The 24,240-nt window shown below is 71.5% G+C and carries 21 protein-coding genes and 1 pseudogene; 9 read left to right on the top strand and 13 right to left on the bottom strand.

Annotated features, from left to right (window positions below):
- Positions 1-95: 95 nt before the first annotated feature.
- From AP234_RS13825 to AP234_RS13795, 7 genes are all read right to left on the bottom strand, one after another.
- Positions 96-1,142, bottom strand: coding sequence for an ABC transporter substrate-binding protein (locus tag AP234_RS13825; RefSeq protein ID WP_055480013.1), 1,047 nt, complete (start codon positions 1,140-1,142; stop codon positions 96-98).
- Between the two features lie 19 nt (positions 1,143-1,161).
- On the bottom strand, positions 1,162-2,013 hold the full coding sequence (locus tag AP234_RS13820; RefSeq protein WP_160330432.1) for an ABC transporter permease: 852 nt from the start codon (positions 2,011-2,013) through the stop codon (positions 1,162-1,164).
- A 26-nt stretch (positions 2,014-2,039) separates the two neighbouring features.
- Positions 2,040-2,840: an ABC transporter ATP-binding protein gene (locus AP234_RS13815; protein WP_055480102.1), complete on the bottom strand. Its 801-nt coding sequence runs from the start codon at positions 2,838-2,840 to the stop codon at positions 2,040-2,042.
- 122 nt (positions 2,841-2,962) lie between these two features.
- The gene (locus AP234_RS13810) at positions 2,963-3,688 is read right to left on the bottom strand and encodes an enoyl-CoA hydratase/isomerase family protein (RefSeq protein WP_083502075.1); all 726 of its coding nucleotides are present in this window, start codon (positions 3,686-3,688) and stop codon (positions 2,963-2,965) included.
- Positions 3,689-3,745: 57 nt separating this feature from the next.
- Entirely contained in the window at positions 3,746-4,507 is a 762-nt protein-coding gene (locus tag AP234_RS13805) for an enoyl-CoA hydratase-related protein (protein WP_055480010.1), read from the bottom strand.
- A 95-nt stretch (positions 4,508-4,602) separates the two neighbouring features.
- Entirely contained in the window at positions 4,603-5,907 is a 1,305-nt protein-coding gene (locus AP234_RS13800) for an acyl-CoA dehydrogenase family protein (RefSeq protein ID WP_055480009.1), read from the bottom strand.
- Complete coding sequence (locus AP234_RS13795) at positions 5,904-6,623, bottom strand: enoyl-CoA hydratase/isomerase family protein (protein ID WP_055480008.1); 720 nt, start codon at positions 6,621-6,623, stop codon at positions 5,904-5,906. The genes AP234_RS13800 and AP234_RS13795 overlap by 4 nt, the downstream gene beginning before the upstream one ends.
- A 52-nt stretch (positions 6,624-6,675) precedes the next feature.
- Between AP234_RS13795 and AP234_RS13790 the strand changes: the two genes are divergently transcribed.
- From AP234_RS13790 to AP234_RS13765, 6 genes are read left to right on the top strand one after another with little or no spacing between them, the layout of a single operon-like run.
- On the top strand, positions 6,676-7,974 hold the full coding sequence (locus AP234_RS13790; RefSeq protein ID WP_200926503.1) for a hypothetical protein: 1,299 nt from the start codon (positions 6,676-6,678) through the stop codon (positions 7,972-7,974).
- Positions 7,971-9,155: a CaiB/BaiF CoA transferase family protein gene (locus AP234_RS13785; protein ID WP_055480006.1), complete on the top strand. Its 1,185-nt coding sequence runs from the start codon at positions 7,971-7,973 to the stop codon at positions 9,153-9,155. Before AP234_RS13790 ends, AP234_RS13785 begins: the two co-directional genes overlap by 4 nt.
- Positions 9,156-9,198: 43 nt before the next feature.
- Positions 9,199-10,314, top strand: coding sequence for an acyl-CoA dehydrogenase family protein (locus AP234_RS13780; RefSeq protein ID WP_055480005.1), 1,116 nt, complete (start codon positions 9,199-9,201; stop codon positions 10,312-10,314).
- 20 nt (positions 10,315-10,334) lie between these two features.
- The gene (locus tag AP234_RS13775; RefSeq protein WP_055480004.1) at positions 10,335-11,126 is read left to right on the top strand and encodes an enoyl-CoA hydratase/isomerase family protein; all 792 of its coding nucleotides are present in this window, start codon (positions 10,335-10,337) and stop codon (positions 11,124-11,126) included.
- Between the two features lie 33 nt (positions 11,127-11,159).
- Positions 11,160-11,903, top strand: a complete 744-nt coding sequence (gene fabG / locus AP234_RS13770; protein WP_055480003.1) for a 3-oxoacyl-ACP reductase FabG — start codon at positions 11,160-11,162, stop codon at positions 11,901-11,903.
- Entirely contained in the window at positions 11,900-12,364 is a 465-nt protein-coding gene (locus AP234_RS13765; RefSeq protein ID WP_055480002.1) for a MaoC family dehydratase, read from the top strand. Before fabG ends, AP234_RS13765 begins: the two co-directional genes overlap by 4 nt.
- A gap of 104 nt (positions 12,365-12,468) precedes the next feature.
- On the opposite strand, the pseudogene AP234_RS39515 reads toward AP234_RS13765, so the two are convergent.
- The 3 genes and pseudogenes from AP234_RS39515 to AP234_RS13755 form a co-directional block, all read right to left on the bottom strand.
- Positions 12,469-12,762 (bottom strand): annotated as a pseudogene (locus AP234_RS39515) (amidohydrolase family protein); the annotation flags it as partial.
- Positions 12,763-12,805: 43 nt separating this feature from the next.
- Positions 12,806-14,002, bottom strand: a complete 1,197-nt coding sequence (locus AP234_RS13760; protein ID WP_055480001.1) for an acyl-CoA dehydrogenase family protein — start codon at positions 14,000-14,002, stop codon at positions 12,806-12,808.
- A gap of 95 nt (positions 14,003-14,097) precedes the next feature.
- On the bottom strand, positions 14,098-15,339 hold the full coding sequence (locus AP234_RS13755) for a CoA transferase (protein WP_055480000.1): 1,242 nt from the start codon (positions 15,337-15,339) through the stop codon (positions 14,098-14,100).
- 90 nt (positions 15,340-15,429) lie between these two features.
- Between AP234_RS13755 and AP234_RS13750 the strand changes: the two genes are divergently transcribed.
- The 3 genes from AP234_RS13750 to AP234_RS13740 all read left to right on the top strand — a co-directional run bounded on the left by AP234_RS13750 (position 15,430) and on the right by AP234_RS13740 (position 19,582).
- Complete coding sequence (locus tag AP234_RS13750; protein WP_235558159.1) at positions 15,430-16,521, top strand: MaoC family dehydratase; 1,092 nt, start codon at positions 15,430-15,432, stop codon at positions 16,519-16,521.
- A 215-nt stretch (positions 16,522-16,736) separates the two neighbouring features.
- On the top strand, positions 16,737-17,486 hold the full coding sequence (locus AP234_RS13745) for a GntR family transcriptional regulator (protein ID WP_055480101.1): 750 nt from the start codon (positions 16,737-16,739) through the stop codon (positions 17,484-17,486).
- A gap of 425 nt (positions 17,487-17,911) precedes the next feature.
- Positions 17,912-19,582: a lectin gene (locus tag AP234_RS13740; RefSeq protein WP_083502093.1), complete on the top strand. Its 1,671-nt coding sequence runs from the start codon at positions 17,912-17,914 to the stop codon at positions 19,580-19,582.
- Between the two features lie 47 nt (positions 19,583-19,629).
- Here the strand turns inward: AP234_RS13740 and AP234_RS13735 are convergent, their stop codons facing one another.
- The 3 genes from AP234_RS13735 to AP234_RS13725 all read right to left on the bottom strand — a co-directional run bounded on the left by AP234_RS13735 (position 19,630) and on the right by AP234_RS13725 (position 24,231).
- Positions 19,630-21,711 carry an alpha-galactosidase gene (locus tag AP234_RS13735; RefSeq protein WP_055479997.1) on the bottom strand — a complete coding sequence of 694 codons (2,082 nt, stop codon included), beginning with the start codon at positions 21,709-21,711 and terminating at the stop codon, positions 19,630-19,632.
- Positions 21,712-21,809: 98 nt separating this feature from the next.
- Complete coding sequence (locus tag AP234_RS13730; protein ID WP_200926502.1) at positions 21,810-22,868, bottom strand: LacI family DNA-binding transcriptional regulator; 1,059 nt, start codon at positions 22,866-22,868, stop codon at positions 21,810-21,812.
- Positions 22,869-22,878: 10 nt separating this feature from the next.
- On the bottom strand, positions 22,879-24,231 hold the full coding sequence (locus tag AP234_RS13725) for an ABC transporter substrate-binding protein (protein WP_055479995.1): 1,353 nt from the start codon (positions 24,229-24,231) through the stop codon (positions 22,879-22,881).
- Positions 24,232-24,240 lie beyond the last annotated feature (9 nt).

Genomic DNA, 24,240 nt, shown 5'->3' with positions numbered 1-24,240 from the left:
CGCGGGTCCGGTGCTGGAAGGCACTCGGTCCCGCGGCCGATCGTCGTCAGGTCAGCGTGGTCAGGTCAGGGCGATCGCCGCCCGGCTCAGGTGATCTAACCGACGGCCTCGGCGCGGATGCCGTCGTCCATCAGCCGATCGACCGGAAGGATCTCCGGATAGGTGAGGATGCCCTCGACCCGCATGAACATCTCCTGCATCTGGGTCAGGGTCTTGTCGTTGACGGCCAGGCTGGCGTCGAAGGCGTAGAGACCGCCCCCGCTGATGGTGTTCTCCGGCACCTTCATGAAGTCCGCCAGCATCTTGACGATCTCGGCGTCCTTGCGCCAGTCGCCCTCGAACCGCTTGACGGCGCAGGCGTTCGCCTTCAGGAACCGCACACCGGCGTCCCGGTCCTCCTTCAGCAGCTTGGGCCCGTACATGATGCCCGCCGTGGTGTCGCTGCCGTAGGCCTGCTTGGAGTCGGTGAGCGCGTGCGCGATGTCCTGATCGACCGCCTTCTGGGTCTCCGGCGCGAACAGAAGGGCGCCCTCGACGCCCTTGTTCTTGAGCGCGGGCACCATGTCGGAGCTGCCGAGCGAGACCAGCTCGACGTCGGCGAAGGTGAGACCGCCCGCCTCCAGCGACCTGCCCAGCAGGTAGGAGGTGGCCGAGCCGACCGAGCCGAGCATGGCGACGCGCTTGCCCTTGAGGTCGGCCACCGACGTGACGTCCTTGACGCCGAACAGGCCGCTGGGCGCCTCCTCGCCCTCGGGCGTGTTGATCGAGCCGAGAGAGGCGACCATCTTGAGCTCGGCGCCCTTGGCCACCTGGTTGAACATGCCGGCCGACGGCGACCCCACGTAAACGTCGATCTTGTCTGAGGCGAGGAAGGCGATGGCGTCGGCCGGGTTCCTGATCGGCTGGAACTCGACCGTCAGGCCCTCGTTCTTGTAGCAGCCCATCGCGTCGGCGACGAAGGCCGGGGCGAGCGAGGTGCCGGAGATGTAGCCGACCTTGAGCGTGCGAGAACTGTTACCGCCGCCGGTGGCCGTGGTGTCGGCCGTCTCGTCGCCGCCGCAGGCGGTAAGACCGCCGAGCGCGAGGATCGAGACGGCGAGCGCGACCACGACGCGACGGCGCGGAAAGAACCGTGCGGTCACGGGTGTTCCTTTCGGGGGATCATCTGTTCCAGGGAGTGAGCAGCCACTGGACGCCCCGCAGCACCAGGCCGAAGGCGACGCCGATCAGCGAGATCGACACGATGCCGACGTACATGTGCTCGGGGACGCCGAGGTTCCATGAGTTCCATACGAGAAAGCCCAGGCCGGCGTCGGCGGCGACGAACTCGGCACCGACGATGACGATGACGGCGAGTCCGGAGGCGATGCGCATCCCGGTGAGGATCTGCGGCAGCGCGGCGGGCAGGGTGATGTGCCACAGGGTCGCCCAGCGGGAGGCGCCGCAGGAGCGGCCCACGTCGTGATAACGAGAGGAGACGCCGCTGACCGCGTCGATCGTGTTGATCAGCACCACGAAGAAGCAGGTGAGCGCGACCAGCAGGATCTTGCTCGTCTCGCCCAGGCCGAAGATGAGCAGGAGCAGCGGCAGGATCGCCAGCTTGGGCACCGTGTACAGGGCCGAGATCGTCGGCTCCAGGGCCACCCGCAGCAGCCGGACCGAGCCGATGACCAGTCCGAGGAGGACGGCGGTGAGGCCGCCCAGCAGGTAGCCGGCCACGATGCGCTGCAGGCTGGCCAGCACGGACTCCTGGTAGACACCGCTCGCCACGAGCTCGGCCCAGGACTCGGCGATCGTCGTGGGCGCCGGGAAGTAGTTGCTCTCCAGCACCCCGGCCGCGGCCAGATACTGCCACAGGGCGACGAGCGCGACCGGTACGGCTATCGCCACGCCGCGCTCGGTGAGCCTGCGGCGCCGGGCGTACCCGCGCGGGTCCGTCTCCGCCAGTCCGGGCTTGATCGACCGCCAGCCGCCGCCGGCGGCCGCCACGCCACCGGCGTCTGAGGAGCTCACGGAGCCTTGGTCGCGGATCGCGGCGGTCATGCGGGTTGCAGTTCCCTTCGCAGTCGGTGCCAGATCTCGTCGCGCAGGGTGGCGAAGTCGGGCGAGGCGCGGATTTCGTCGGGGTCGCGGGGCCGGTCGAACGGAACGTCGATCACCGTGGCGATCCGGCCGGGCCGGGCGCTCATCACCGCGATGCGATCCCCCAGCAGGAGCGCCTCGTCGATCGAGTGGGTGACGAAGACGACGCTGTTCTGGTTCGCCTGCCACAGGTCCAGCAGCTTCTCCTGCAGGAGCAGGCGGAGCTGGGCGTCCAGCGCGGCGAGCGGCTCGTCCATGAGCAGCAGCTCGGGTTGTACGGCGAGGGCCCGCGCGATCGCGACCCGCTGTTTCATGCCGCCCGAGACCGTGTCGGGGTAGGCGTCCTCGAACCCGGCGAGGTCGAGTTGCGCGAGCCAGTGATCGGCGAGCTCCCGGGCCCGCGACCGGCGGACGCCGGTCTGGAGCAGCGGGAAGATCACGTTGTTGCGGATCGTCTTCCACGGGAACACCGAATAGTCCTGGAACACGACCGCCGACAGCGACCGCGACGGGTCGTCGTGCCGCATCTCCAGCGTGCCGCTCGACGGCTTCTCCAGGCCCGCCATCACCCTGAGCAGGGTGGTCTTGCCGCAGCCCGAGGGGCCGAGGAGGCAGAGGAACTCGCCGTCGCGTACGTCGAGGGTGATGTCCTCCAGCGCCCGTACGGAACCGGCGCCGGTGGAGAACACCTTGCCCAGCCGCCGGACCGCGATCTTGACATCGGTGGCCGGAGTGCCCTCGTGCGGTAATGGCGGCATCGTCAACGCCTTTCCCGGAGCGCCACCGCAGCGCGTCTCCTGTAGTTCAATGATTGATAAGATACGGAGCGTGGTGGGCGCCTACAAGCCCTAACCTAATATTCGGTCATACCGAAACGGTCTCAGCGGGGCGTCGTCAGCTCCCGTGCCACCCTCGACTCGATCTCGAAGGCCTCCGCCAGCGTGCCGCGCGAACCCTCGCCCACCGCGCGTTTGAGTGCGCGCACCGCGGCGGCCGGCCGGGCGGCGACGAGCTCGGCGATCTCCAGGGCCCGGTCGAGCGCCGTTCCGTCCGGCACCACCTCGCCGACGAACCCCCATTCGCGCATCCGCCGGGCGTCGTAGGGCTCTCCGGTGAGCATGATCTGCATCGCGGCCGGATGGCCGATCTGCCCGGGCAGGCGGGCCACCGATCCACCGCTGGCGATGAAGCCGTGCCGCACCTCCGGGAGGGCGAACCGCGCCGACTCCGCGGCCACGCGGATGTCGGTGGCGCCGACGAGCTCCATTCCCGCGCCGTAGCAGACGCCCTCGACGGCGGCCACCACAGGGACGTCCAGCACGACATCGCGCAGCAGCGCGAAGTGCACGTCGGCCCACACGTCGGCGGCGGGCTCGGCGCGTACGGCCGCCGCGATGTCGTCGGAGAACGTGGCCAGGTCGGCGCCGGAGGAGAAGTCCGCTCCCCCGGTGACCACGACGGCCCTGGCGTCGCCCTCGCCCGCCTCACGCCACGCCGCGGCGAGCGCGCGGAAGCCGGCCAGATCCAGCGCGTTGCGGCGTGCCGGCCGGTCGAGGGTGATCAGCACGACCCTCGGGCGGGGCTCGGTCACTACGATCATCACCATCTCCTGATCATGAAAGGGGTCGCGGGGCGGGACGGCGCGGCGGGCCGTACGACCACGTCACCGCCGTCGTATGCGGTCGCGCAGCCGGGCGACGGCCTCGGCATGGGCAGGCTGCCGGACCGACCAGTCCTGGCCGATCTGCTCGATTTCGGCCGCCATGACGGGATCGGTGAGGGCCCGGCTCAGCCGCATGGTGGCCTTGGTGCGGCGCACCAGCTCCGGCGACCGGCCGGCCGCCCGTGCCGCCATGCGGTTGACCACGTCGAGCAGCTCACCGTCCTCGACGGAGCGCCAGACGAGCCCGCGCAGCTCCGCCTCCTCGGCGGTCAGCACGTCGCCGAAGAGCACCATCGCGGCGACGCCCTGACGGCCGACACGCTGCTCCAACCGCCACATGTGCCCGCCGCCGGGGTGGATCGCCACGTCGAGGAAGCGCGGGTCGAAGGTGGCGCTCCGGGCGGCCACCACCACGTCGCACGCCAGCACGAAGCTCACCCCGGCCCCGATCACCGGCGCGTGCACCGCGGCCAGCACCGGGATCGGCAGCCCGGCCAGCGCCTCGAACCCCCGGTAGACGGCCGTCGGGTCGTCCGCCGGCACGCCGAGCGAGCCGAGGTCGCCCCCGGCCGAGAACACCGGCCCCTCGGCCCGCAGCACGACCGCCCTCGCCTCCCGGGCGCGCGTGATCTCGGCGCACGCCTCGGCGAGCTGCCCGACCAGCACGGGGTTCAGGCTGTTGCGCCGCTCGACGTCGGCCAGCGTGATCCACGCGATCTGCTCCTCGACCGCCAACCTGACGGCCTGTCGTTCGGTCACCATGTCCTCCAGGTGGGTGTCTCGCGGCCGTCGGACGGCGGTCTCAGCGGCGCAGATCGAAAGCCGGTTCGGGGCGTGGCCGCGTCCGGGCGGGGGGCTCAGCTTCGGGGCAGTTCTCGCCAGGGCCTGCCCCGGTAGGGGTCGAAGTCCTTGGGGAGGCCGAGCACGCGTTCCGCGATGACGTTCTTGTTGACCTCGGTGGTGCCGCCCTCGATGGTGTTGGCGCGGCTGCGCAGCATGCCGCGCACCTCCGCGGGCATGGACCGCCAGTACTCCTCCGGGGTGGCGGCGGAGCCGGGCCAGGCGAGCGCGTCCTCGCCGGCGAGGTTCGCGGCCATCTCCTGGATGCGCTGGTTGAGGTCGGTGCCGTGCACCTTGCCGATCGAGCTCTCCGGTCCGGGAGGCAGGTTGCCGGCGATCCTGGCGCGGACCCGGCGGTTGGTCCAGGTGCGGACCTGCTCCTCGCACCACAGCTCGACGATGCGGGCGCGGGTCGCCTGGTCGTCCCAGCCGCCGGGCAGGCCGGACTCGGTGCGCCGCCGGGCCAGCCGGACGAGGTGTGAGGCGCTCACGCCGCCCACGCGGTCGACGCCGCCCCCCGAGCCGGACCCCGACACCATCTGACGCTCGCCGGCCAGGGTGGCCTGGGCGACCCGCCAGCCGGCGCCGGGCTCGCCGACCCGCTGGGAGTCCGGGACGCGGGCGCCGTTCAGGAACACCTCGAAGAACTCCGCCTCGCCGCCGATGTGCGGCAGCGGCCTGACCTCGATCCCGGGTTGGCGCATCTCGATCAGGAAGTAGGTGATGCCCCGGTGCTTGGGGGCGTCGGGATCGGTGCGGGCCAGCAGCACGGCGAAGTCGCCCTGGTCGGCCCAGGTCGTCCACACCTTCTGACCGGTCACGATCCAGGTGTCGCCGTCGCGCTCGGCCCGGGTGGACAGCGAGGCGAGGTCGCTGCCGGAGCCCGGCTCGCTGAAGAGCTGGCACCAGAACTCCTCGGCCCGGGTGATCGGCTTGAGGAAGCGCAGCCGCTGTTCCTCGGTGCCGTACGCGAACAGCGCGGGGGCGGCGAGGTTGAGACCGAGCGGGTTCAGCCGGGGCAGGTGGTAGGCGCGCAGCACCTCCTCCGCCGCCACGGCCGCGGCCCGGGTCCAGCCCAGCCCGCCGTACCGCACCTCCCAGGTGGGCGCGACCAGGCCGGACGCACCGAGCACCGGGTACCACTCGCGGTACTCCCGCCGGGTGCGCACCGCGCGTACGGCACGCGGCCCACCGCGCTCGCCCGCTTCACGCCAGGCGGCGGGCACGTTGGCCGCCACCCACGCGCGCACGGCCTCGGCGGCGAGATCGGGGCTGACATCCGGCCCGGTGGGGCCGGCGAGGGGGGCATCGGTATCGGTCAAGGCTGAACCTCTCCGTGGTGGTGAGCGGTGCGTGCGGCGGTCAGGCCGCGATCCAACGAACGCCACAGCGCCGCCTTGAGTCCGCCCGCGACCTCGGGGTCGGCGCGGGCGATCGTCTCGGCCACCCGCTGCGCTGCGTCGAGCAGTTCCGCGCCGTCGACCACCTCGCCGACCAGGCCGAGCCGCCGCGCCCGGGCGGCGTCGAGCCGCTCGTGCGCGCCGATGAGCACGAGCCGGGCGGCGACCGCGGCCGGCAGCCGGTGGGTCAGGCCGATCGCCTCCCAGGCGCTCACCTGGCCGACGCTGACGTGCGGGTCGAGGAAGGTGGCGTGGCTCGCGGCCAGCACGACGTCGGAGTCGACGACGAAGTGCAGTCCGCCCCCGGCGCACACCCCGTTGACCGCGGTGACGACGGGTTTGCGCACGCCGAGGTGCCAGCCGGTCAGCTGGAGCGCGCCCTCCCGGGTCCGTCGGCTGGATTCGCGCAGGCTGGCGGGGTCGCGGGCGAGCGCAGCCATGTCCAGCCCGGTCTGGAAGGCCCGGCCGCGCCCGGAGACGACGATGCAGCGCACCTCGTCGTCCGCGTCGAGCTCGCGCCAGGCACGCGGCAGCTCGGCCATCATCACGGCGTCCATGGCGTTGCCGGCCTTCGGCCGGTCGAAGACGAGCCAGCCCACCGGCCCCCGACGTTCGACCACCAGCGTCTCGTACGTCATCCGACCCCCTGTTCCTCGACAGGCAAAGCATATATAAGATAGCAAAGAAAAGGTGAGAGAAGGCAGGCAGCAGCAGATGGCTCCGACGGACGAGAAGACCCGTCCCCGCATCACGGACGAGGGGGTAGCGGCGCTGCGCGCCCGCATCGGCATCCCCCAGCCCAACCCCGTCCCGCCCCACTACCTGAGTCCGGGCACCGACGCGTTCCGGATCGTCGCCCGCTCCTACGGCGACGACAACCCGCTCTGGTGCGACCCGGACCACGCCACCCGCTCCCGCTGGGGGCGGCCCATCGCCCCTCCCTCGCTGGTCGGCGGCGACAGCCTGATCGGCGAGGACGTGCTCACCGCCGAGGACCTGGCCAGGCAGGACGAGGTGAAGGGCGACCCGCTGCGTGGCGTGCACGCCTTCTACTCGGCCTGCGAGCGCGAGTGGTGGTCGCCGCTGTACGCGGGCCAGGCGGTGCATCGGCGCAACGCCCTGGTGGGCGTGCTGGACAAGCCGAGCCGGTTCAGCGGGCGGGCCGTGCACGAGTGGAACGCCAACGTGTTCGCCACGGCCGACGGCACCCCGCTGGCCGGCCAGTACCGGCTGATGATCCGTACCGAGCGCAGCGAGGCGCGCAAGCGCAAGAAGTACGACGAGGTCGCGATCGAGCCGTGGAGCGAGGAGCGGATCGCGGAGATCGACGCGCAGTACGCCGCCGAGCGGGCGCGCGGGCCGGAACCGCGCTGGTTCGAGGACGTCGAGGAGGGCGAGGAGATCAGCCCGCTGGTGAAGGGCCCGCTGACCGTCACCGACATGGTGTGCTGGCACACCGGGATGGGCATGGGCGTGTACGGCGTCGCCCCCCTGCGGCTGGGATACCGGAACCGGCGCCGCATTCCGCGCTTCTACCACCGCGACGAGCTGGGGATCTGGGACGCGATGCAGCGGGTGCACTGGGATCCCGAGTTCGCCCGGCGCTCCGGCAACCCCACGACCTTCGACTACGGGCGCATGCGCGAGACCTGGATGATCCACGCCTGCACCGACTGGATGGGCGACGACGCCTGGCTGTGGCGGCTGCGGGTGGAGTTCCGCAAGTTCAACTACGTCGGCGACGCTCAGTGGATCACCGGCAGGGTGGTGCGCAAGCACCTCATGGAGGACGGCAACGGCGTGCACCCGGCCGTGGACCTGGAGCTGGCCGCCACCAACCAGCGCGGCGAGGTCACCGCGCCGGGCACGGCGACCATCCTGCTGCCCAGCCGGGAGCACGGGCCCGTCGTCCTGCCCCGGCCGATGGGTGGCGCGACCACGCTGGACGGCACGCTGCGCGCCGCGATCGAGCACTTCTCGCGGTCATGAGCGGCCCGCTCGACGGCCTGCTGGTGGTGTCGATGGAGCAGGCCGTCTCTGCGCCGTACGCCACCCGTCAGCTCGCCGATCTGGGCGCCCGCGTCGTCAAGGTGGAGCGGCCCGACGGCGGCGACTTCGCCCGGCACTTCGACACGTACGCCAACGGCACCGGGGCGCATTTCGCCTGGGCCAACCGGAACAAGGAGTCGCTGGCGCTCGACCTCAAGGCGCGGCGGGGCCGCGAAGTGGCCGGGCGGCTGATCGCGGGGGCGGACGTGTTCGTCCACAACCTCCTGCCGGGGGCCGCCGGCCGGCTCGGCCTGGACGGCGCCGGTCTGCACGCGGCCCATCCCCGGCTGGTCGTCTGTGAGATCTCCGGCTACGGCACCGGCGGCCCCTACGACGACCGCAAGGCCTACGACCTGCTCATCCAGGCCGAATCCGGGCTGACCGCCATCACCGGCAGCCTCGATCGGCCGATCAAGCCGGGCATCTCCGTCGCCGACATCGCGGCCGGCATGTTCGCCTTCTCCAGCGTGCTCGCCGCGCTGCTGCGACGCGGGCGGACGGGCGACGGCTGCGTGCTGGAGATCTCCATGCTGGACGCGATGGCCGACTGGATGGGCTACCCGCTCGTGGTGCGCAGGCACGGATCGGCGCCGGACCTCGCCTCCGGGATGAGCCACCCGGCCATCTCGCCCTACGACGCCTATCGGGCGGCCGACGGGCGGCTGGTGACGGTCAGCGTGCAGAACGACCGCGAGTGGGCCAGGCTCGCCGCCTCCGTGCTGGAACGGCCCGAGCTGGCCCACGACGCGCGCTACGCCACGAATCGGGCGCGCGTGGCCAACCGGGCGGAGATCGACGAGCTGCTCGCGGCCGTCATCGGCCGGATGGACGGCGCCCAGGCCGTCGCGACGCTGCACGCGGCCGGGATCGGCTGCGCCCTGGTGAACGACCTGCCCGAGGTCGTCGATCACCCCCAGCTCGTCTCGCGCGGGCGCTGGCTGACCGTGCCCGGCCCGGCGGGACCGGTCACCGCACCGCTCGCGCCGCCGGTGACCGCCGCGTGGCACGTCCCCGACGGCCCGGTGCCCGCCCTGGGCGAGCACACCGACGCGATCCTGCGGGAGCTGGGCTACGGCGAGGCGTCCATCCGGCGGCTGCGCGACGACGGCGTCGTCGCATGACCCCGAACAGACAGCCCGGGACTCCGGACGGACAGGAGCGGCCATGACCACCACTTCGGAAGAGGATCTCGAAGAGTTCCGCGAGAGCGTACGCGGCGCGCTGTCGGCCACCAGCACCTCCGCGGCGATCCGCACGGCGATGATGACGGAGCGCGGCTGGGACGAGCCCACCTGGAATCTGCTGGTCCGGCTCGACCTCCCCGGCCTGATGCTGCCCGAGCGGCACGGCGGCAGCGGCCTCGGGGCCGCCGAGTTCGCGGTCGCCGCCGAGGAGTGCGGCGCCCGGCTGGCCTGCGCGCCGCTGTTCGGCACCTCGGTGCTCGCCGTCCCCCTGCTGCTCGAGCTCGGCGACGAGGCCGCGATCGCCCGGTACGGCCCGCGCATCGCGCGCGGCGAGCTGACCGCGACCGTCGCGCTCGCCGAGGCCGGCGCCCGGTGGGACGTGTCGGCGGTGCGCACGGAGGCGACCCCGGCGGCGGGCGGGCAGGGCGGCGGCTGGCGGCTGCGCGGCGCCAAGAGCCACGTGGTCGACGGCGCGGCGGCGGACCTGCTGCTGGTGGTGGCCCGCACACCGGACGGCCCGGCCGTCTTCGCCGTCGAGCGCGACGCGGCAGGGCTGACCGCCGAGCCGCTGGTCACCCTGGATCTGACGCGCAAGATGGCACGGGTGGAACTGGACGGCGTCAGCGGAGAGCTCGTCGGGCCGGTCGGCTGCGACGCCGCGCTGGCCGCCGCGTCGGACCTCTCCCGGGCGCTGCTCGCCGCCGAGCAGACCGGCGTCGCGCAGCGATGCCTGGACATGGCCGTGGACTACGCCAAGACGCGCATCCAGTTCGCCCGGCCCATCGGCTCGTTCCAGGTCATCAAGCAGCGGCTCGCCGACGCGCTGATCCAGGTCGAGTCGGCGCGCTCCGCCGTCTACACCGCCACCCGGTCGCGGGAGCCGGCCCGCGACTCCCGGGTGGCCGCGCTCATGGCGAGCCGGGCCTCGACCTGGGTCACCGCCCAGACGATCCAGCTGCACGGCGGCATCGGCTTCACCTGGGAACACGACGCGCACCTGTACTTCAAGCGGGCGCGCACCAGCGCTCACCTGCTCGGGGAGGTCGACGAGCACATCGCCGCGCTCGCCGGGATGCTCGAGCGCGAGATCGCCTGACACGAGAGGACGCGACCGGCATGACGTACGAGACGATCAAGATAGAGCGGCAGGGCCGCGTGGGCTGGCTGATCAACGATCGGCCCGATGTGCTGAACGCCATGAACAACCGGATGCGCGACGAGCTGGCCGACGCGTGGCTCGAACTGGATCGCGACCCGTCGGTCCGGGTCATCGTGCACACCGGCGAGGGGCGGGCCTTCCAGACCGGCGCCGACCTCACCGAGGTGGCGACCGACGGCGTGGGCATGCAGCGCTACCAGGACAGCATGCTCGACTTCGACCTGAGCTTCACCTCCTGGCACCAGAAGGTCACCAAGCCGGTCATCGCGGCCGTCAACGGGCTGTGCGTCGGCGGCGGCCTGCACTTCGTCGCCGACGCCGACGTCGTCATCGCGGCCTCCGACGCGACGTTCTTCGACCCGCACGTCAGCGTGGGGCAGGTGACCGCCATCGAGGCGATCGGCCTGGCGAAGAAGATCCCGTTCGAGGCGGTCATGCGCATGGCCCTGGTCGGCGCCCATGAGCGGATGACCGCCCAGCGGGCCTACGAGCTCGGCATGGTCAGCCAGGTCGTCGACCCGCCGGAGACGCTGCGCGAGGCGGCGCAGGAGCTGGCCGAGAAGATCGCCCGCAACTCCCCCGCCGCGATGGCCGCGACCAAGAAGGCGCTGTTGGCCGCGCTGGAACTCGGGCTCACCGACGCGTGCAAGGTGGGCACCCAGCACCTGGTGAGCCTGTGGGGACATCACGACCAGACCGAGGGACCGCTCGCCTTCGTCGAGAAGCGCGAGCCTCGGTGGGCGGAATGACGGGAAACGACGGAACTGAGGACGTGCGTGAACATGAAACTGCTTGAGGGCCGCGCGGCCGTGGTCACCGGCTCGGCGCAGGGCATCGGCCTGGCGGTCGCCACGGTCCTGGCCCGGCACGGGGCGTCGGTCGTGGTCAGCGACATCAACGCGGAAGGAGCGCAGAAGGCCGCCGCCGATCTCGAGGCGCAGGGGCACCGGGCCCTGGCCGTGCCGTGCGACGTGACCGACGAGCAGGCCGTCGGCGCGCTGGCGGACGCCTGCCGGGACGCGTTCGGATCCCTCGACGTGATGGTCAACAACGCCGGCGTCACCCGTGACGCGTCGATGCCGAAGATGACCCTGGAGGACTTCAGGACCGTCGTCGACGTACACCTCCTGGGCGCCTGGCTCGGCACCCGCGCTGCGGGGCGGTTGATGCGGGACCAGGGGCGGGGGTCCATCATCAACATCTCCTCCATCTCCGGAAAGGCCGGAAACTTCGGTCAGACCAACTACAGCGCGGCCAAGGCCGGCATCGTCGGGCTGACCAAGGCGGCCGCCCGCGAGCTGGCCCGGCACGACATCCGGGTGAACGCCATCCAGCCGGGGCCGATCCGCACCGCCATGACCGCCGCCATGCCGCCGCGGGTGCTGGAGCAGATGCTCGCGAACATCCCGCTGGGCCGCATCGGCGAGCCGGAGGACGTCGCGAACGCCGTACTGTTCCTCGCCTCGGATCTGGCGGCGTTCATCACCGGCACGGTGATCGAGGTGGCGGGTGGGAGGCACATGTGACCCGCGTGTTCCGCGACCTCGAGGAGTTCCGGGCCGAGGCGGGCCGGACGCTCGGGACGAGCGACTGGCTGCCGGTCGACCAGCGGCGGATCGACATGTTCGCCGAGGCCACCGGTGACCGCCAGTGGATCCACGTGGACCCGGAGCGGGCGGCGCGGGGGCCGTTCGGCGGCACGATCGCACACGGCTATCTGTCGCTGGCGCTGCTGCCCGCGCTGGTGGGCCGCATCTACCGGATCGAAGGCCTGCGCATGTCGATCAACTACGGCCTGAACAAGGTGCGTTTCCCGGCCCCGGTGCCGGTCGGATCGCGGGTACGGGTCACCACCGTGCTGCAGGAGACGAAGGAGGCCGCCGGCGGCGGCGTCCAGGCCGTGCTGCGGTCGACGATGGAGATCGAGGGCGGGAGCAGACCCGCGATGGTGGCCGAGACCGTCAGCCTCTTCCACCCGCACGGCTGAACGGGCCGCCCCTCCGGAGGATCGCGATTCCGGAGGGGCGGCCGGCGGCTCACCAGCTCTTGAGCGTCGGCAGCACCCGGTCGGGTCGCGTCCAGGTACGCCTCGACGAGCCGGGCGTAGCCGCCGAAGAGCGAGTCGACGGGGAAGTTGCTGCCGAAGAACGCCCGGTCGGCGCCGAAGGTCTCCAGGCACGCGTCGATCCACGGGCGCAGCGCCGCGCCGTCCATCGTGTGCAGCGCCATCGGCAGGCCGGAGATCTTGCAGTGCACGTTGTCCAGCTCGGCCAGGCGCGCCAGGCCGTCCCGCCAGGCGGAGAAGTGGCCGGGCTCGCCGCCGTCCGGCCAGCCGGCGTGCTCCAGGACCACGGTGAGCCCCGGGACCTCGCGCAGCGCCGGCAGCCACGCGGCGACCTCGCCGGGGCGCCCGGAGGCTCCGTGCCCGTCACGAGGGCAGCCGGTAGTCCTCCAGCACGCGGCGGCCGATGATCATCCGCTGGATGTCCGCGGTCCCCTCGCCGATCAGCAGCATCGGGGCCTCGCGATAGAGACGCTCGATCTCGTACTCCTTGGAGAAGCCGTAGCCGCCGTGGATGCGGAAGGAGTCCTCGACGACGTCGCGGCAGTACTCCGACGCCAGATACTTGGCCATCCCGGCCTCGAGGTCGTTGCGCCGGCCGGAGTCCTTCCTGCGCGCGGCCATGACCATCATCTGGTGCGCGGCCTCGACCTTGGCGGCCATGTCGGCGAGCCGGAACAGCACGGCCTGGTGATCGGCGATCCGCCTGCCGAAGGTCTCCCGCTGCTGGGCGTACCGCACGCCGAGCTCGAAGGCGCGCAGCGCGACACCGCAGCCGCGGGCGGCGACGTTGACCCGGCCGACCTCGACGCCGTCCATCATCTGGTAGAAACCCCGCCCCGGTGTCCCACCGAGGATCTGCCCGGCCGGAAGGCGGTAGCCGTCGAAGAGGAGCTCGGTGGTGTCGACGCCCTTGTAGCCCATCTTGTCGATCTTGCCGGGGATCGTGAGGCCGGGCTCGACCTGGCCGAACCCCTCCTTCTTCTCCACGAGGAACGTGGTCATGTTCCGGTAGACGGAGTCGGCGCCCTCGTCGGTCTTCACCAGCACCGCGACCAGGTTCGCCGAGCCGCCGTTGGTGAGCCACATCTTCTGGCCGTCGATGACGTACTCGTCGCCCTCGCGCACGGCCCTGGTGGTGATGGCGGACACGTCGGACCCGCAGCCGGGCTCCGACATCGAGAACGCCCCGCGGACCTCGCCCGTGGCCATCCGCGGCAGATAGCGCCGTTTCTGCTCCTCCGTCCCATGCTGGATCAGCATGTAGGCGACGATGAAGTGGGTGTTGATGATCCCCGACACGCTCATCCAGCCCCGCGAGATCTCCTCCACCACCAGTGCGTAGGTCAGCAGCGACTCGCCGAGACCGCCGTACTCCTCCGGAATGGTCAGCCCGAACAGCCCCATCTGCCGCATCCCGTCGACGATCGCCTGCGGGTACTCGTCGGCGTGCTCGAGGCGCCCCGCCTCCGGAAGGATCTCCTTGTCGACGAACTCCCTGACGGTCTGAACGATCTCCTGCTGGACGTCGGTGAGTCCCGGAGTCTGCGCGAGCCTGCCCATCGGTCGATTCCCTTCTCATGCGGCCTTCCCGCCTGCTGATCGGGCAGAGCTCGCGGCGGCGGGAGGGCGGGTCGAGATCTGCGGCCGGGCCGGTCCTATCGCGGTGCGGACACGATCCTGCGCTCGTACAGGTCCCCGATCTCGTCGTCACGCAGACCGAGGTCACGGAGGATCTCGTCGTTGTGCTCGCCGAGCACCGGAGCCCGTACGACGTCGCGCCGCTCGGCTCCCCGCAGGGTGATGGGAGAGCCCGGCGCGAGATGCCTCCCGATGCCGGGATGCTCGACGACGTCCATCATCGGGTTGGCGCGCAGCTCGCCGGCCTGCTCGCGGACGAGTTCGGCGAACGTGCGATAGGTCGACCACAGCACGGACGTGCCGCGCAGCCGGTCCCGGAGCCACGCGAGGTCGTGATCGGCGAACCACCTGCCGAGCAGCGCGGCCAGCGCCTCGCGGTAGGTGAAGCGGTCGCCCTCGGTGGAGAAGTCCGCTCCGAGGGCGGATTCGAGCGCGGCGACGGCCTCGGTGAGCCCGGCCACCGCGACGAGGTCCCGCCAGTGCCGGGAGGTCAGCGCCACCACCATCACCCGCCTGCCGTCACGGGTGGCGAAGTCGCGGGCGAAGCCGCCGTACAGGTGGTTGCCGATGCGGGGCCGGTCGACGCCGGCGACCTCGGCCTCGGCGAGGAAGCCGAGATTGGCCGCGGTGGCGAGGGCCACGTCGTGCAGCGCCACCGTCATCGACTGTCCCCTGCCGGTGGTCCGGCGGGCACGCTCTGCGCCGAGGATGCCGATCGCCGCGTACAGTCCGCACGCCACGTCCCAGGCGGGCAGGACGTGGTTGACCGGGTCGGCGTGCCCCTCCGGGCCGGTCACCATCGGGAATCCGATCTCCGCGTTGACGGTGTAGTCGACCGCCGGGGCGCCGTCGTGGTGGCCCTGGATGCGCAGATGGATCACATCGGGCCGCCGCTCCGCGAGCGCCTCGAACGCCGGCCACGACCCCGCCGAGTTGGTCAGCACGATGCCGCCGCCCGGGCCGGACTCGGTGATCAGGCGGGTGACGAGTTCCCGGCCCTCGTCCGAGCGCAGATCGACGCAGAACGAGCGTTTCGCCTTGTTCAGCCCGGCCCAGTACAGGCTCACCCCCGAGGGCGCCAGCGGCCACCGGGAGTGGTCGGGCGCCCCGCCGAGCGGATCGACCCGCACCACGTCGGCACCGAGCTGCGCCAGGGTCATGCCGCCGAGCGGCGCGGCGACGAACGTCGAGACCTCGACGACCCGCAGACCGGCCAGCGGCCTGCCCGGCAGCGGAGCGGTTCCGGGAGCGAAGACCATCCGCACACCCTCTCCTCGATTTGTACGGCCATATTCACGGTCGAGATGGCCGCTGTCAATGGGGAGGCGGTTGACCATGAGGTGCCGGGCGTGAGAGTTTGGCCGTACATTTTCTCCGAGTCCGGATCGCCGCTGGAGGACGCGATGAACCCCGCCGAGCCACACCGCGTGCCGGTGGACGGCCCCTACTTCGAGGACCTCCACGTCGGTCAGCGGTTCGAGGGCGCTCCCGCCGTGACGCTCACCGAAGGCCTGGCGACCGCGCATCAGGCGATCGTCGGATGCCGGCTGCCCCTGGTGCTGGACCACGGCCTGTCCCGCCGGGTGATCGGCGACCCCGAGAGCCTCGGCGGCCCCGGCGGTCTCGCCGCGCCGAACCTGGTCTGGGACGTGGCCATCGGGCAGTCGACCCTCGCGACGCACACCGTGGTCGCGAACCTCTTCTATCGAGGCGTCGTGTTCCGCCGGGCGCCCCTGCTCGGCGACACCCTGAGCACGGTCACCGAGGTCGTCGGGCTGCGGCAGAACTCACGCCGGCCCGGCCGGGCCCCGACCGGGCTGGCCGAGCTGCAGATCGGCACGGTGGATCAGCACGGCCGGCCGGTCCTCGATTTCCGGCGCTGCGCGATGCTGCCGCTGCGCGACGCCGAGGTGGACACCGGCCACGCCGACGACCTGTCGGGGGCCGGGGCGTCGCCTCCGTCGCACGAGGAACTCCGTACGATGATCTCGCGCTGGGACCTGCCCGCCTACCGCGCGCAGCGGCCGGGCCCGCACTTCGCCGATCTGACCGCGGGGACCGTCTTCGACGTGGCGGGCGGCGACGTCGTCTCCTCGGCGCCCGAGCTGGCCCGGCTGACCCTGAACGTGGCCAAGGTGCACCACGACGCGTCCGCGAGCGGGGCGGAACGTCTCGTGTACGGCGGTCACACCATCGGCATCGCGCTGCACCAGGCCGTACGCGCCCTGCCGGACATCGTCACGGTCGCCGGCTGGCACGGCTGCGACCACCTCGGCCCGGTCCGCGAGGGCGACACGCTGACCAGCACGATCGAGGTGGAACGGCTCGAGCCGCTCGCCGAGGGCGGGCTCGCCCACCTGCGGTCCCGGGTCCGGGCGAGCCGCCCGGGGCACGCCGCCACCGACGTCCTCGACTGGCGCTACATCGCCGTACTCGCCTGAACCCCCTCCCCCCTCCCATGCCGTGATCTTGCGAAGACTCGCAGCCGACCGGTTCCTTGCGAGAATTCGCAAGATCACGGGGTGGGTTGGGGGGGTGCGGGCCGGATAGGCTTGACGGAGACTCGTCCGCAGTGGCGGCGATGGAAGGACCTTCACCGTCACCCTTCCTTCCGAGCGGAGGGTGCCGCACCGCGTGCGTGGAAACCGAGGTGGGCATGGTTGCGAGCGCCGGTCGCCGGGAGAGCGGCTATGCCGTGCTCGCCCGGGAGGTACGCAACCAGATCCTGCAGGGCCGCTACGCGGACGGACGGCGCCTGCCGACCGAGGCCGAGCTCGCCGAGCTGCACGGGGTGAGCCGCCAGACGGTGCGGCGCGCCTTCCAGGAACTCGTCGCGGAGGGCATGGTCTACCGCGTTCCGGGGCGTGGGACGTTCGCCACCTCGCGGAACGGCGCCTACATCCGGCAGTTCGGCTCGGTCGAGGACCTCATGGGCCTGTCCGTCGACACGCGGATGAGCATCGTCGTGCCGCTGCACCGGCGGGTCGACGTGGACGCGGCGGGCCGGCTGCGGCTGTCCGGCGACGCGGTCTACGCTCTCACGTTCCTCCGGCTGCACGACGCGACGCCGTTCTGCCTGACCACCGTGTTCCTCCCGCCGGAGATCGGCGTGAAGCTGACGTCCGTACCGGAGCTCGGGACCGAGGGGGCGACCAGCGACGTGACCGTCATCGGGCTGCTCGACACCCGGCTGGAGGCGCCCATCGCGCAGGCGGACCAGAGCATCACCGTCGCCCTCGCCGACCCGTCGATCGCCCGGCGGCTCGGCTGCCCGACCGGTCATCCCCTGCTGCGTGCCGACCGGCTCTACTTCGACACCGATGAGCGGCCGGTGGAGCTGGCCATCAGCCACTTCCTGCCCGAGCACTACTCCTACCGGACCAACCTGCGCCGCAGCCTCGCCTAGGTCACCGGTCGGCACGCCCAAGTGTTACCGCTCTCACATGCCCCCGTCAATGCGTTCTGGACGCCGAGCGGTCGTGAACATTCACCACAGCGCCGGTGGGGCCGGCGGGCGAGCGGGACTGTCCACCGGACTCCGGCATGCCCCTGAACAGGCCTCTGAACAGATGAAACCGGAGGTCCAGGGGAGGACGTCCGCTTTCGCCGGCCCCCCTCACCCACTCCCGGGCGACGCCCCGACGGACGGTCGGGTCTTGACAGGCGACAGCGGAGCTTCTAAATCCATATGTTATCGATAACACCGAAGTTGCCGTCCGCGTCTCCGCCGCCGCCACCCAGTGCGGCCTCCCCCGCCGCGCCCCAACCCGAGGAGAAGAGACAGTGCACCGATCACCCGCCCGTTCATCCGCCCCCGCGGCAGGCCGCCGCATGCGATCCCCGGCCGTCGCCGCCGCCGGCCTCCTCACCGCGATCGTCACCGCCTTCGCCTGGGTGGTGGCGCCGCCGGCGTCAGCGGCACCGGAACCCCTGGTCAGCGCCGCTTCCGGCCGCTGCCTGGACGTCGCGGGCAACGTCGACACGCCGGGCACCGCCCTGAACATCTGGGACTGCAACGGGCAGCCCAACCAGGCGTTCGAGTTCACCTCGGCCGGTGAGCTGCGGACGATGAACGGCACCCGGTGCGTGGACGCCTACAACAACCAGACCTCACCGGGCACCCAGGTGATCATCTGGTCGTGCAACGGCCAGGCCAACCAGAAGTGGCAGCGGAACTCCGACGGCTCCATCAAGGGCGTCCAGTCCGGCCTGTGCCTCGACGTCGACCACGCGAACACCGCCAACGGCACCCCGGTCATCCTGTGGACCTGCAACGGGCAGAGCAACCAGCGGTGGACCGGCACCACCGGAGGGGGCGGCAGCACCCTCGTGGTCGACGCGAGCAGCGTCGTGCGACCGGTCAGCCGGGTCGGGTCGGGCATGCTGTACGGCCTGGCCGACGCGAACACCCCGCCGGTGTCGATGATGCAGCCGCTGAAGCTGAAGCAGCTCCGGCAGCCGCCGCCGCTGCACGAGCACCGGCCGAACGGCTACCCGAACCCGATCGGCGACACCCTGGACATCTGGCGGAACGCCGCTGCGATCGGCGCGGTGATCACGGTCGACATGGCCGACAGCTTCGACGGGTTTCCGTACCACTGGACGAACTGGAACGACTGGTACAGCCGGATCGACAAGATGATCGCGGCGGCGAAGTCGGCGGGCGTGACCAACATCGACTCCTGGGAACCGTGGAACGAGCCGGACTGGACCTGGCCCTCGGCGTCGGGGGTCTCCTTCAACGAGGGCTGGGTGCGCACCTACCGGCGGATCCGGCAGAGCGAGCCGAACACGGCCATCATGGGCCCGAGCTACTCGTACTGGGACGTCAACCGGATGCGGTCCTTCCTGACCAACGCCAAGGCCACGAACACGGTGCCGGAGGTGGTGTCGTGGCACGAGCTCAGCGGCTGGCGGCAGGTCGTCGGCAACGTCCAGGCCTACCGGAATCTTGAGCGTGAGCTCGGCATCTCCCCGCGGCCCATCTCGATCAACGAGTACGCCTCGACCGGCGAGATCGACGTGCCCAGCAGCGCGAACCACTACGTGGCGCAGTTCGAGCGCGCGGGCGTGCGCGACGCGCAGCGGGCGTTCTGGTACGAGGCCGGCACACTCAACGGCCTGCTGTACAACGGCCGGCCGACCGCGTCGTACTGGATGTACAAGTGGTACGGCGATCAGACCGGCGACATCGTCAAGGTGACGCCGACCACGAACAACAACGACGGCGTGGCCGCCTACGACGCCGGCGCACGCGCGTTCAGCCTCGTCTTCGGCGGCGCGTCCGGCAACAACACGATCCGGGTCGACGGGATCGGCGGCCTGGGCTCCTCCGTCACCGCCACGCTGGAGTACGTCCCGGGCTCGGGACGCACGACGAACGTGTCGGCGGCGACCCGGCTCTGGTCGACCGCCTACCCCGTCACCAACGGCGGCGTCACGATCCCGATCACCGGCGAGGACCCCTCCGGCGCCTACCGGCTCACGCTGACGCCCCGGTAGGCCGCGACGGCCGCCGGCGTTCGGGGCGCCGGCGGCCGCACCCGTCGTCAGGGTTGCTCACGGACCAGGTGGACCAGGGCGCCGGCGTAGTCGCCGGGGGCCAGGTCCGCGAACAGGCCGTGGGTGAGCAGGACCGCGCCGTGATGGATCCGGCCGGTGGCCCGGTCGCGATAGCGGGCCTGGGCGTCCAGGCCGCGCAGCGGGATGCCGGCGTCGGCGTGGCCGAACCGGCGGGCACGCCGGAAGACGAGGACCACGAGCTGCCCGCCGTCCCGGGCGAGGTACTGCACGGCCGACAGCTCGCCGTCCGGCGGCAGCAGGCGGTACTGCCGGCCGTGCTGGACCAGCGGGCGGATCCGCTTGTATTCGGCGACCAGTTCGGCGGCCCGTTCCAGCTCCGCTTCGCTCCACTCGGTCAGAGCGCCCCCGATGGCGAGCACCCCGGCCATCGCGACGTGGAAGCGGAAGTCGAGCGGGACCTCCCGTCCGGTGTAGGGGTTGGGGCTGTCGGTCACCCAGGCGCCCATCACGCGCGCCGGGTAGAGCTGGGAGAAGCCGTGCTGGATCTCCAGCCGGTCGAGGGCGTCGGTGTTGTCGGAGGTCCACACCTGGTCGGTACGTCGCAGGATGCCCAGGTCGACCCGGCCGCCACCGCTGCTGCACGACTCGATGCGCACACGAGGGTGGGCGGCCCGCAGCCGGTCGAGCACGTCGTACAGGGTCCGGACGTGGTCGAGCCACAGCCGCTCGTCCGGGCCGGCCTCGGTGAAGGGGCGGTTCATGTCCCACTTGAGGAAGTCGATGTCGTTCTTGGCGAGCAACTCGTCCAGAGTGCGGTACAGCCAGTCGGCCACCTCGGGCCTGCTCAGGTTCAGCACGAGTTGGTTGCGGTGCCGGGTGCGGCGCCGGTGCGGCCGGTGGATCACCCAGTCGGGGTGGGCGCGGTAGAGGTCGCTGTCGGGGTTGACCATCTCGGGCTCGACCCACAGGCCGAACCGCATGCCCAGCTCGTGCACCCGGTCGATCAACGGCCCCAGCCCGTCCGGGAAGCGCCGCGGGTTGGGGTACCAGTCGCCGAGCCCGGCGGCGTCGTGGGTGCGGGCGCCGAACCAGCCGTCGTCCGTCACGAACAGTTCGACGCCCATCCGCGCGGCCAGCTCGGCGAGCCGGATCTGCCCGTCCAGCGAGACGTCGAAGCCCGTGGCCTCCCAGGAGTTGTACAGCACCGGCCGCGTCTCGCCCGGGTGCGGCAGCACGTGCCGGAGCTGGTAGTCGTGCCAGGCCCGGCTGGTCGCGCCGAACCCGCCCTCGCAGTAGAGCCCGGCGCAGACCGGGGTGACCAGCTCTTCTCCGGCGCCCAGCTCCCAGGTCACCGGGTCGTGGCCGAACCCGGCCGACATCGTCACCCGCTCGGTGGGCAGCCGCTGCACGGTCAGCCGCCAGCTGCCGCTCCAGGCCAGCGCGCAGGAGTAGACCACCCCGTGGTCCTCGGTGGCGCCGCCGTCGTCGATCATCGCCCAGGGATTGGCCTGGTGACCGGTGACCCCGCGGCGGCTGGTCAGCATGGTCTCCCCGTACGGAAGCTCGGCCCGGTGCAGCCGGGTCTCCGCGCTCCACTGCCCGCGTACGCCGCTGAGCCGGTATCCGGCCGACCGCGGCAGCACCCACGTGGCCGAGTCCGCGCGCACCACGGTGACCGGATCTCCGCCGTTGCGCAGCACCAGGTGGCGCTCGATCACATCGCTGTCGCCGTACCGGCGGTAGTGGCACGCCACGGTCAGCGGATAGTGCCGGTCGGCGAACTCCAGGACGAGCCCGTCGTCGGTACGGCTCTCGCCCGTGAAGACCAGCTCCAGGTCACGGGTGCCGTCGGCGAAGCGCACCTGGAGCCCGGCGACCCCGAACCGCATCGCCCCCGCGGCGGACAGGTCGAGGACCCCGTCGGCGGGGTCCTCGAATCCCCGGTGGGCGGGTCTCGGCCGATCCAGCAGAGTGCGGGCCTGCTCCAGGGTCAGCCGCGGCCCCCAGTGGAGGGCGTGCAGCCGGTCCTCCGCGTCCAGATGCAGGACATAGGAGGACGCCGGCCCGGACAGGACCCACAGCCGGCGCGAGGGGTCATGGACGATCATTACGACCTTTCGGGGGATGCGGCAGGCCACGCGGACACGCCGACGCGGCCTGATCGCGCTCGAAGCGGAACAATCAGGAAAGAAAGTCACTCAAGAGGTCACGCGTTTCGCGACAGCGGACCGCTGCTCTCTCTCAGGATGAGTGCGGGCTCGTCCCACACGGGGACCGGCGCGTCCGCCTCCGGCTCCAGCTTCCGGTGCAGCAGGCCGAAACACGCCCTGCCGAGCCCTTCGAAGTCCAGGCGGACGGTGGTGAGGGAGGGGTTGAGGTACGCCGAGGCGGGCGAGTCGTCGAAGCCGATCACGCTGAGATCGCCGGGGATGTCCCGCCCCGCCTCCCGCGCCGCGCGCATGACGCCGAGGGCGAGGTCGTCGTTGCCGCACAGAACGGCGGTCACCGACCGGTCCTCCAGCAGGCCGCGGGTCGCCAGGTAACCGGAGCGCGGGCTCCAGCCGCCCTGCAGCGGTTCTGGGGCCGGCCTGCCCGCACCTTCCAGCGCGTCCAGCCAGCCCCGGGTGCGCTGGCCGATCGTGCTGGTGGAGGAGGGGATGGCGAGGTAGTGGACGGTCCGGTGGCCGAGGCCGAGGAGATATCGGGTGGCCTGCGCGGCCGCGGCACGGTCGTCGAGCCACACCTGCCACCGGCGGTCTCCCTCCGACTCGGGATGGTGCTCGACCGCGGCGGTCACGGCCACGTCGGCGGGCAGGGCATGCAGGGCCCGGAGCCCGGGCTCGTCGAAGGCGATCACCATGACCGCCTCTCCCGGCCGGTTGAGCCGGCTCACCACGTCGGTCATGCTCGAGCCGCTTTCGAGCACGCTGATCCCGACCGAGAAGCCCGCTCCTCTGGCCGCCTCCTCCATCCCGCGCAGCGTGGCGGCCGCACCGTACAGGGCGGTGTCGGAGGTCAGCACGGTGACCGAGCGGACGGGGCCGCCCGCGAGGGCCTGCGCGAGCCGGTTGGGCCGGTAGCCCAGCTCGGCGATCGCGTCGAGGACCTTGGCGCGGGTCGCCCCGCTCACCCTGGCCTTGCCGTTGATGACGCGTGAGACGGTCTGCTGGGAGACACCGGCCACACGGGCGACATCCCAGATGCTCGCGGACCGGACCCGGCCCGACTGATCACCCTGACCTTGCATGTGACCGGTAACCCCCATGTTGCCGAGTTTACTTGATCGCGTCGTTGGACTCTTTGTTGATCTTCGTGGCGGCGTCCTGGGCCGACATCCGGCCGAGCCACACCTGGTTGAAGATGTCGAGCGCCTTCACGTTGTAGGTGGCCGACGACGGCGTGAGGGGATAGCCCATGGTCGTGCCCTCGGCGGCCTTCTTGAAGCCGGTGACGTCGACGCCCTTGGCCTGCCATGCCTGGACGAAGACGTCGTTCAGGCTCGGAATGCCCGGCCAGACCGAGCCGGCCTCGGCGACGATCTTCTGAGAGTCCGGGGAGGTCAGCCACTTCACCAGCTCCCACGCCTCCTCGGGGTGCTCGGTCCCCGCGTAGATCGCCTCGGACAGGCCGTTGTAGACGCTGCCCTTGCCGACCGGCCCGGCCGGCAGGTCGGCGACGCCGAAGCCGCCGTCCGGCAGCGCGGTGTTGTACGCCCGCAGCATCCAGCTTCCGTCCATGGCGGTCGCGGCGTCGCCCCGGCCGACCACCTGGTCGAGACTGGGGCCGTTGGGCGGGTTGGTGACCGCGGCCGGGACCGCGACGTGATACTTCAGCCGCAGGTCCTGGACGAACTGAATGGCCTGGACGCAGGAGGGCTGGTCGATGGTCCACCTGCCCCACGGGTGGTCCTGGAGCCGGCAGCCGTTCTGCAGGGCGAAGTTCCACCAGTCCTGCTGACCGGTCGGGGCCTGCAGGGCGATGCCGTACCGCTTGATCTTCTTCTCGTCGAACCCGGCCTCGCCGGGGTGCCTGCCGTTCTCGTCGACGGTCAGCTTCCGCAGCACCTCGACGAAGGTGCCGCCGTCATCCGGGTTCCAGGTGAGGTCCTCGAGGTCGGCCGGGGTCAGGCCGGCTTCCTTCAGCGCCGCGGTGCTGTAGACGAGGGCGATGGTGTCCCAGTCCTTGGGCAGGCCGTACGTCTTCTCCCCCACCTGCCAGCCCTCGACGAGCTTGGGGTCGTAGATCGACATGTCGATCTTGTCGGCCTCGATGCGCGGCCCGATGTCGGTGAGCACGCCCTGCTGACTGAACTGGGGGAAGTAGGCGACGTGGTTCCAGAACACGTCCGGTCCCGTTCGGCCGGCGATCTGGGTCTGCAGCTTGCTCCAGTAGTCGTTCCAGTTGTTGAGCTCGATCGTCACCTTGATGTTCGGGTGGCGCCGGGTGAACTCGGCGAGCGACTTCTCGATCGGCGGCTTCTGCACCTCGTCCCACATCGCGTAGCGGAGGGTGACCGTGCCGCCGGGCCCGGAGTCCGACGCCGAGCCGGAGTCGTCCGAGCCTGAACCGCATGCCGTGGCGAGGGCGAGGACGACGACCGCCGCGAGTATTGTCGTGATTCTTACCATGTGGAAATG

It is taken from the genome of Sphaerimonospora mesophila, assembly GCF_001417795.1.
GTDB lineage: Bacteria > Actinomycetota > Actinomycetes > Streptosporangiales > Streptosporangiaceae > Sphaerimonospora > Sphaerimonospora mesophila.
This window is presented reverse-complemented; position numbering and strand designations above follow the sequence as displayed.

Coding starts and splice junctions, on each gene's coding strand:
- AP234_RS13780 (WP_055480005.1), top strand. CDS start 9,199: ATGACCACCACTTCGGAAGAGGATCTCGAAGAGTTCCGCGAGAGCGTA.
- AP234_RS13745 (WP_055480101.1), top strand. CDS start 16,737: ATGGTTGCGAGCGCCGGTCGCCGGGAGAGCGGCTATGCCGTGCTCGCC.
- AP234_RS13730 (WP_200926502.1), bottom strand. CDS start 22,868: ATGGGGGTTACCGGTCACATGCAAGGTCAGGGTGATCAGTCGGGCCGG.
- AP234_RS13815 (WP_055480102.1), bottom strand. CDS start 2,840: ATGCCGCCATTACCGCACGAGGGCACTCCGGCCACCGATGTCAAGATC.
- AP234_RS13810 (WP_083502075.1), bottom strand. CDS start 3,688: ATGGTGATGATCGTAGTGACCGAGCCCCGCCCGAGGGTCGTGCTGATC.
- AP234_RS13740 (WP_083502093.1), top strand. CDS start 17,912: ATGCGATCCCCGGCCGTCGCCGCCGCCGGCCTCCTCACCGCGATCGTC.
- fabG (WP_055480003.1), top strand. CDS start 11,160: ATGAAACTGCTTGAGGGCCGCGCGGCCGTGGTCACCGGCTCGGCGCAG.
- AP234_RS13775 (WP_055480004.1), top strand. CDS start 10,335: ATGACGTACGAGACGATCAAGATAGAGCGGCAGGGCCGCGTGGGCTGG.
- AP234_RS13735 (WP_055479997.1), bottom strand. CDS start 21,711: ATGATCGTCCATGACCCCTCGCGCCGGCTGTGGGTCCTGTCCGGGCCG.
- AP234_RS13760 (WP_055480001.1), bottom strand. CDS start 14,002: ATGGGCAGGCTCGCGCAGACTCCGGGACTCACCGACGTCCAGCAGGAG.
- AP234_RS13795 (WP_055480008.1), bottom strand. CDS start 6,623: ATGACGTACGAGACGCTGGTGGTCGAACGTCGGGGGCCGGTGGGCTGG.
- AP234_RS13755 (WP_055480000.1), bottom strand. CDS start 15,339: ATGGTCTTCGCTCCCGGAACCGCTCCGCTGCCGGGCAGGCCGCTGGCC.
- AP234_RS13785 (WP_055480006.1), top strand. CDS start 7,971: ATGAGCGGCCCGCTCGACGGCCTGCTGGTGGTGTCGATGGAGCAGGCC.
- AP234_RS13805 (WP_055480010.1), bottom strand. CDS start 4,507: ATGGTGACCGAACGACAGGCCGTCAGGTTGGCGGTCGAGGAGCAGATC.
- AP234_RS13725 (WP_055479995.1), bottom strand. CDS start 24,231: ATGGTAAGAATCACGACAATACTCGCGGCGGTCGTCGTCCTCGCCCTC.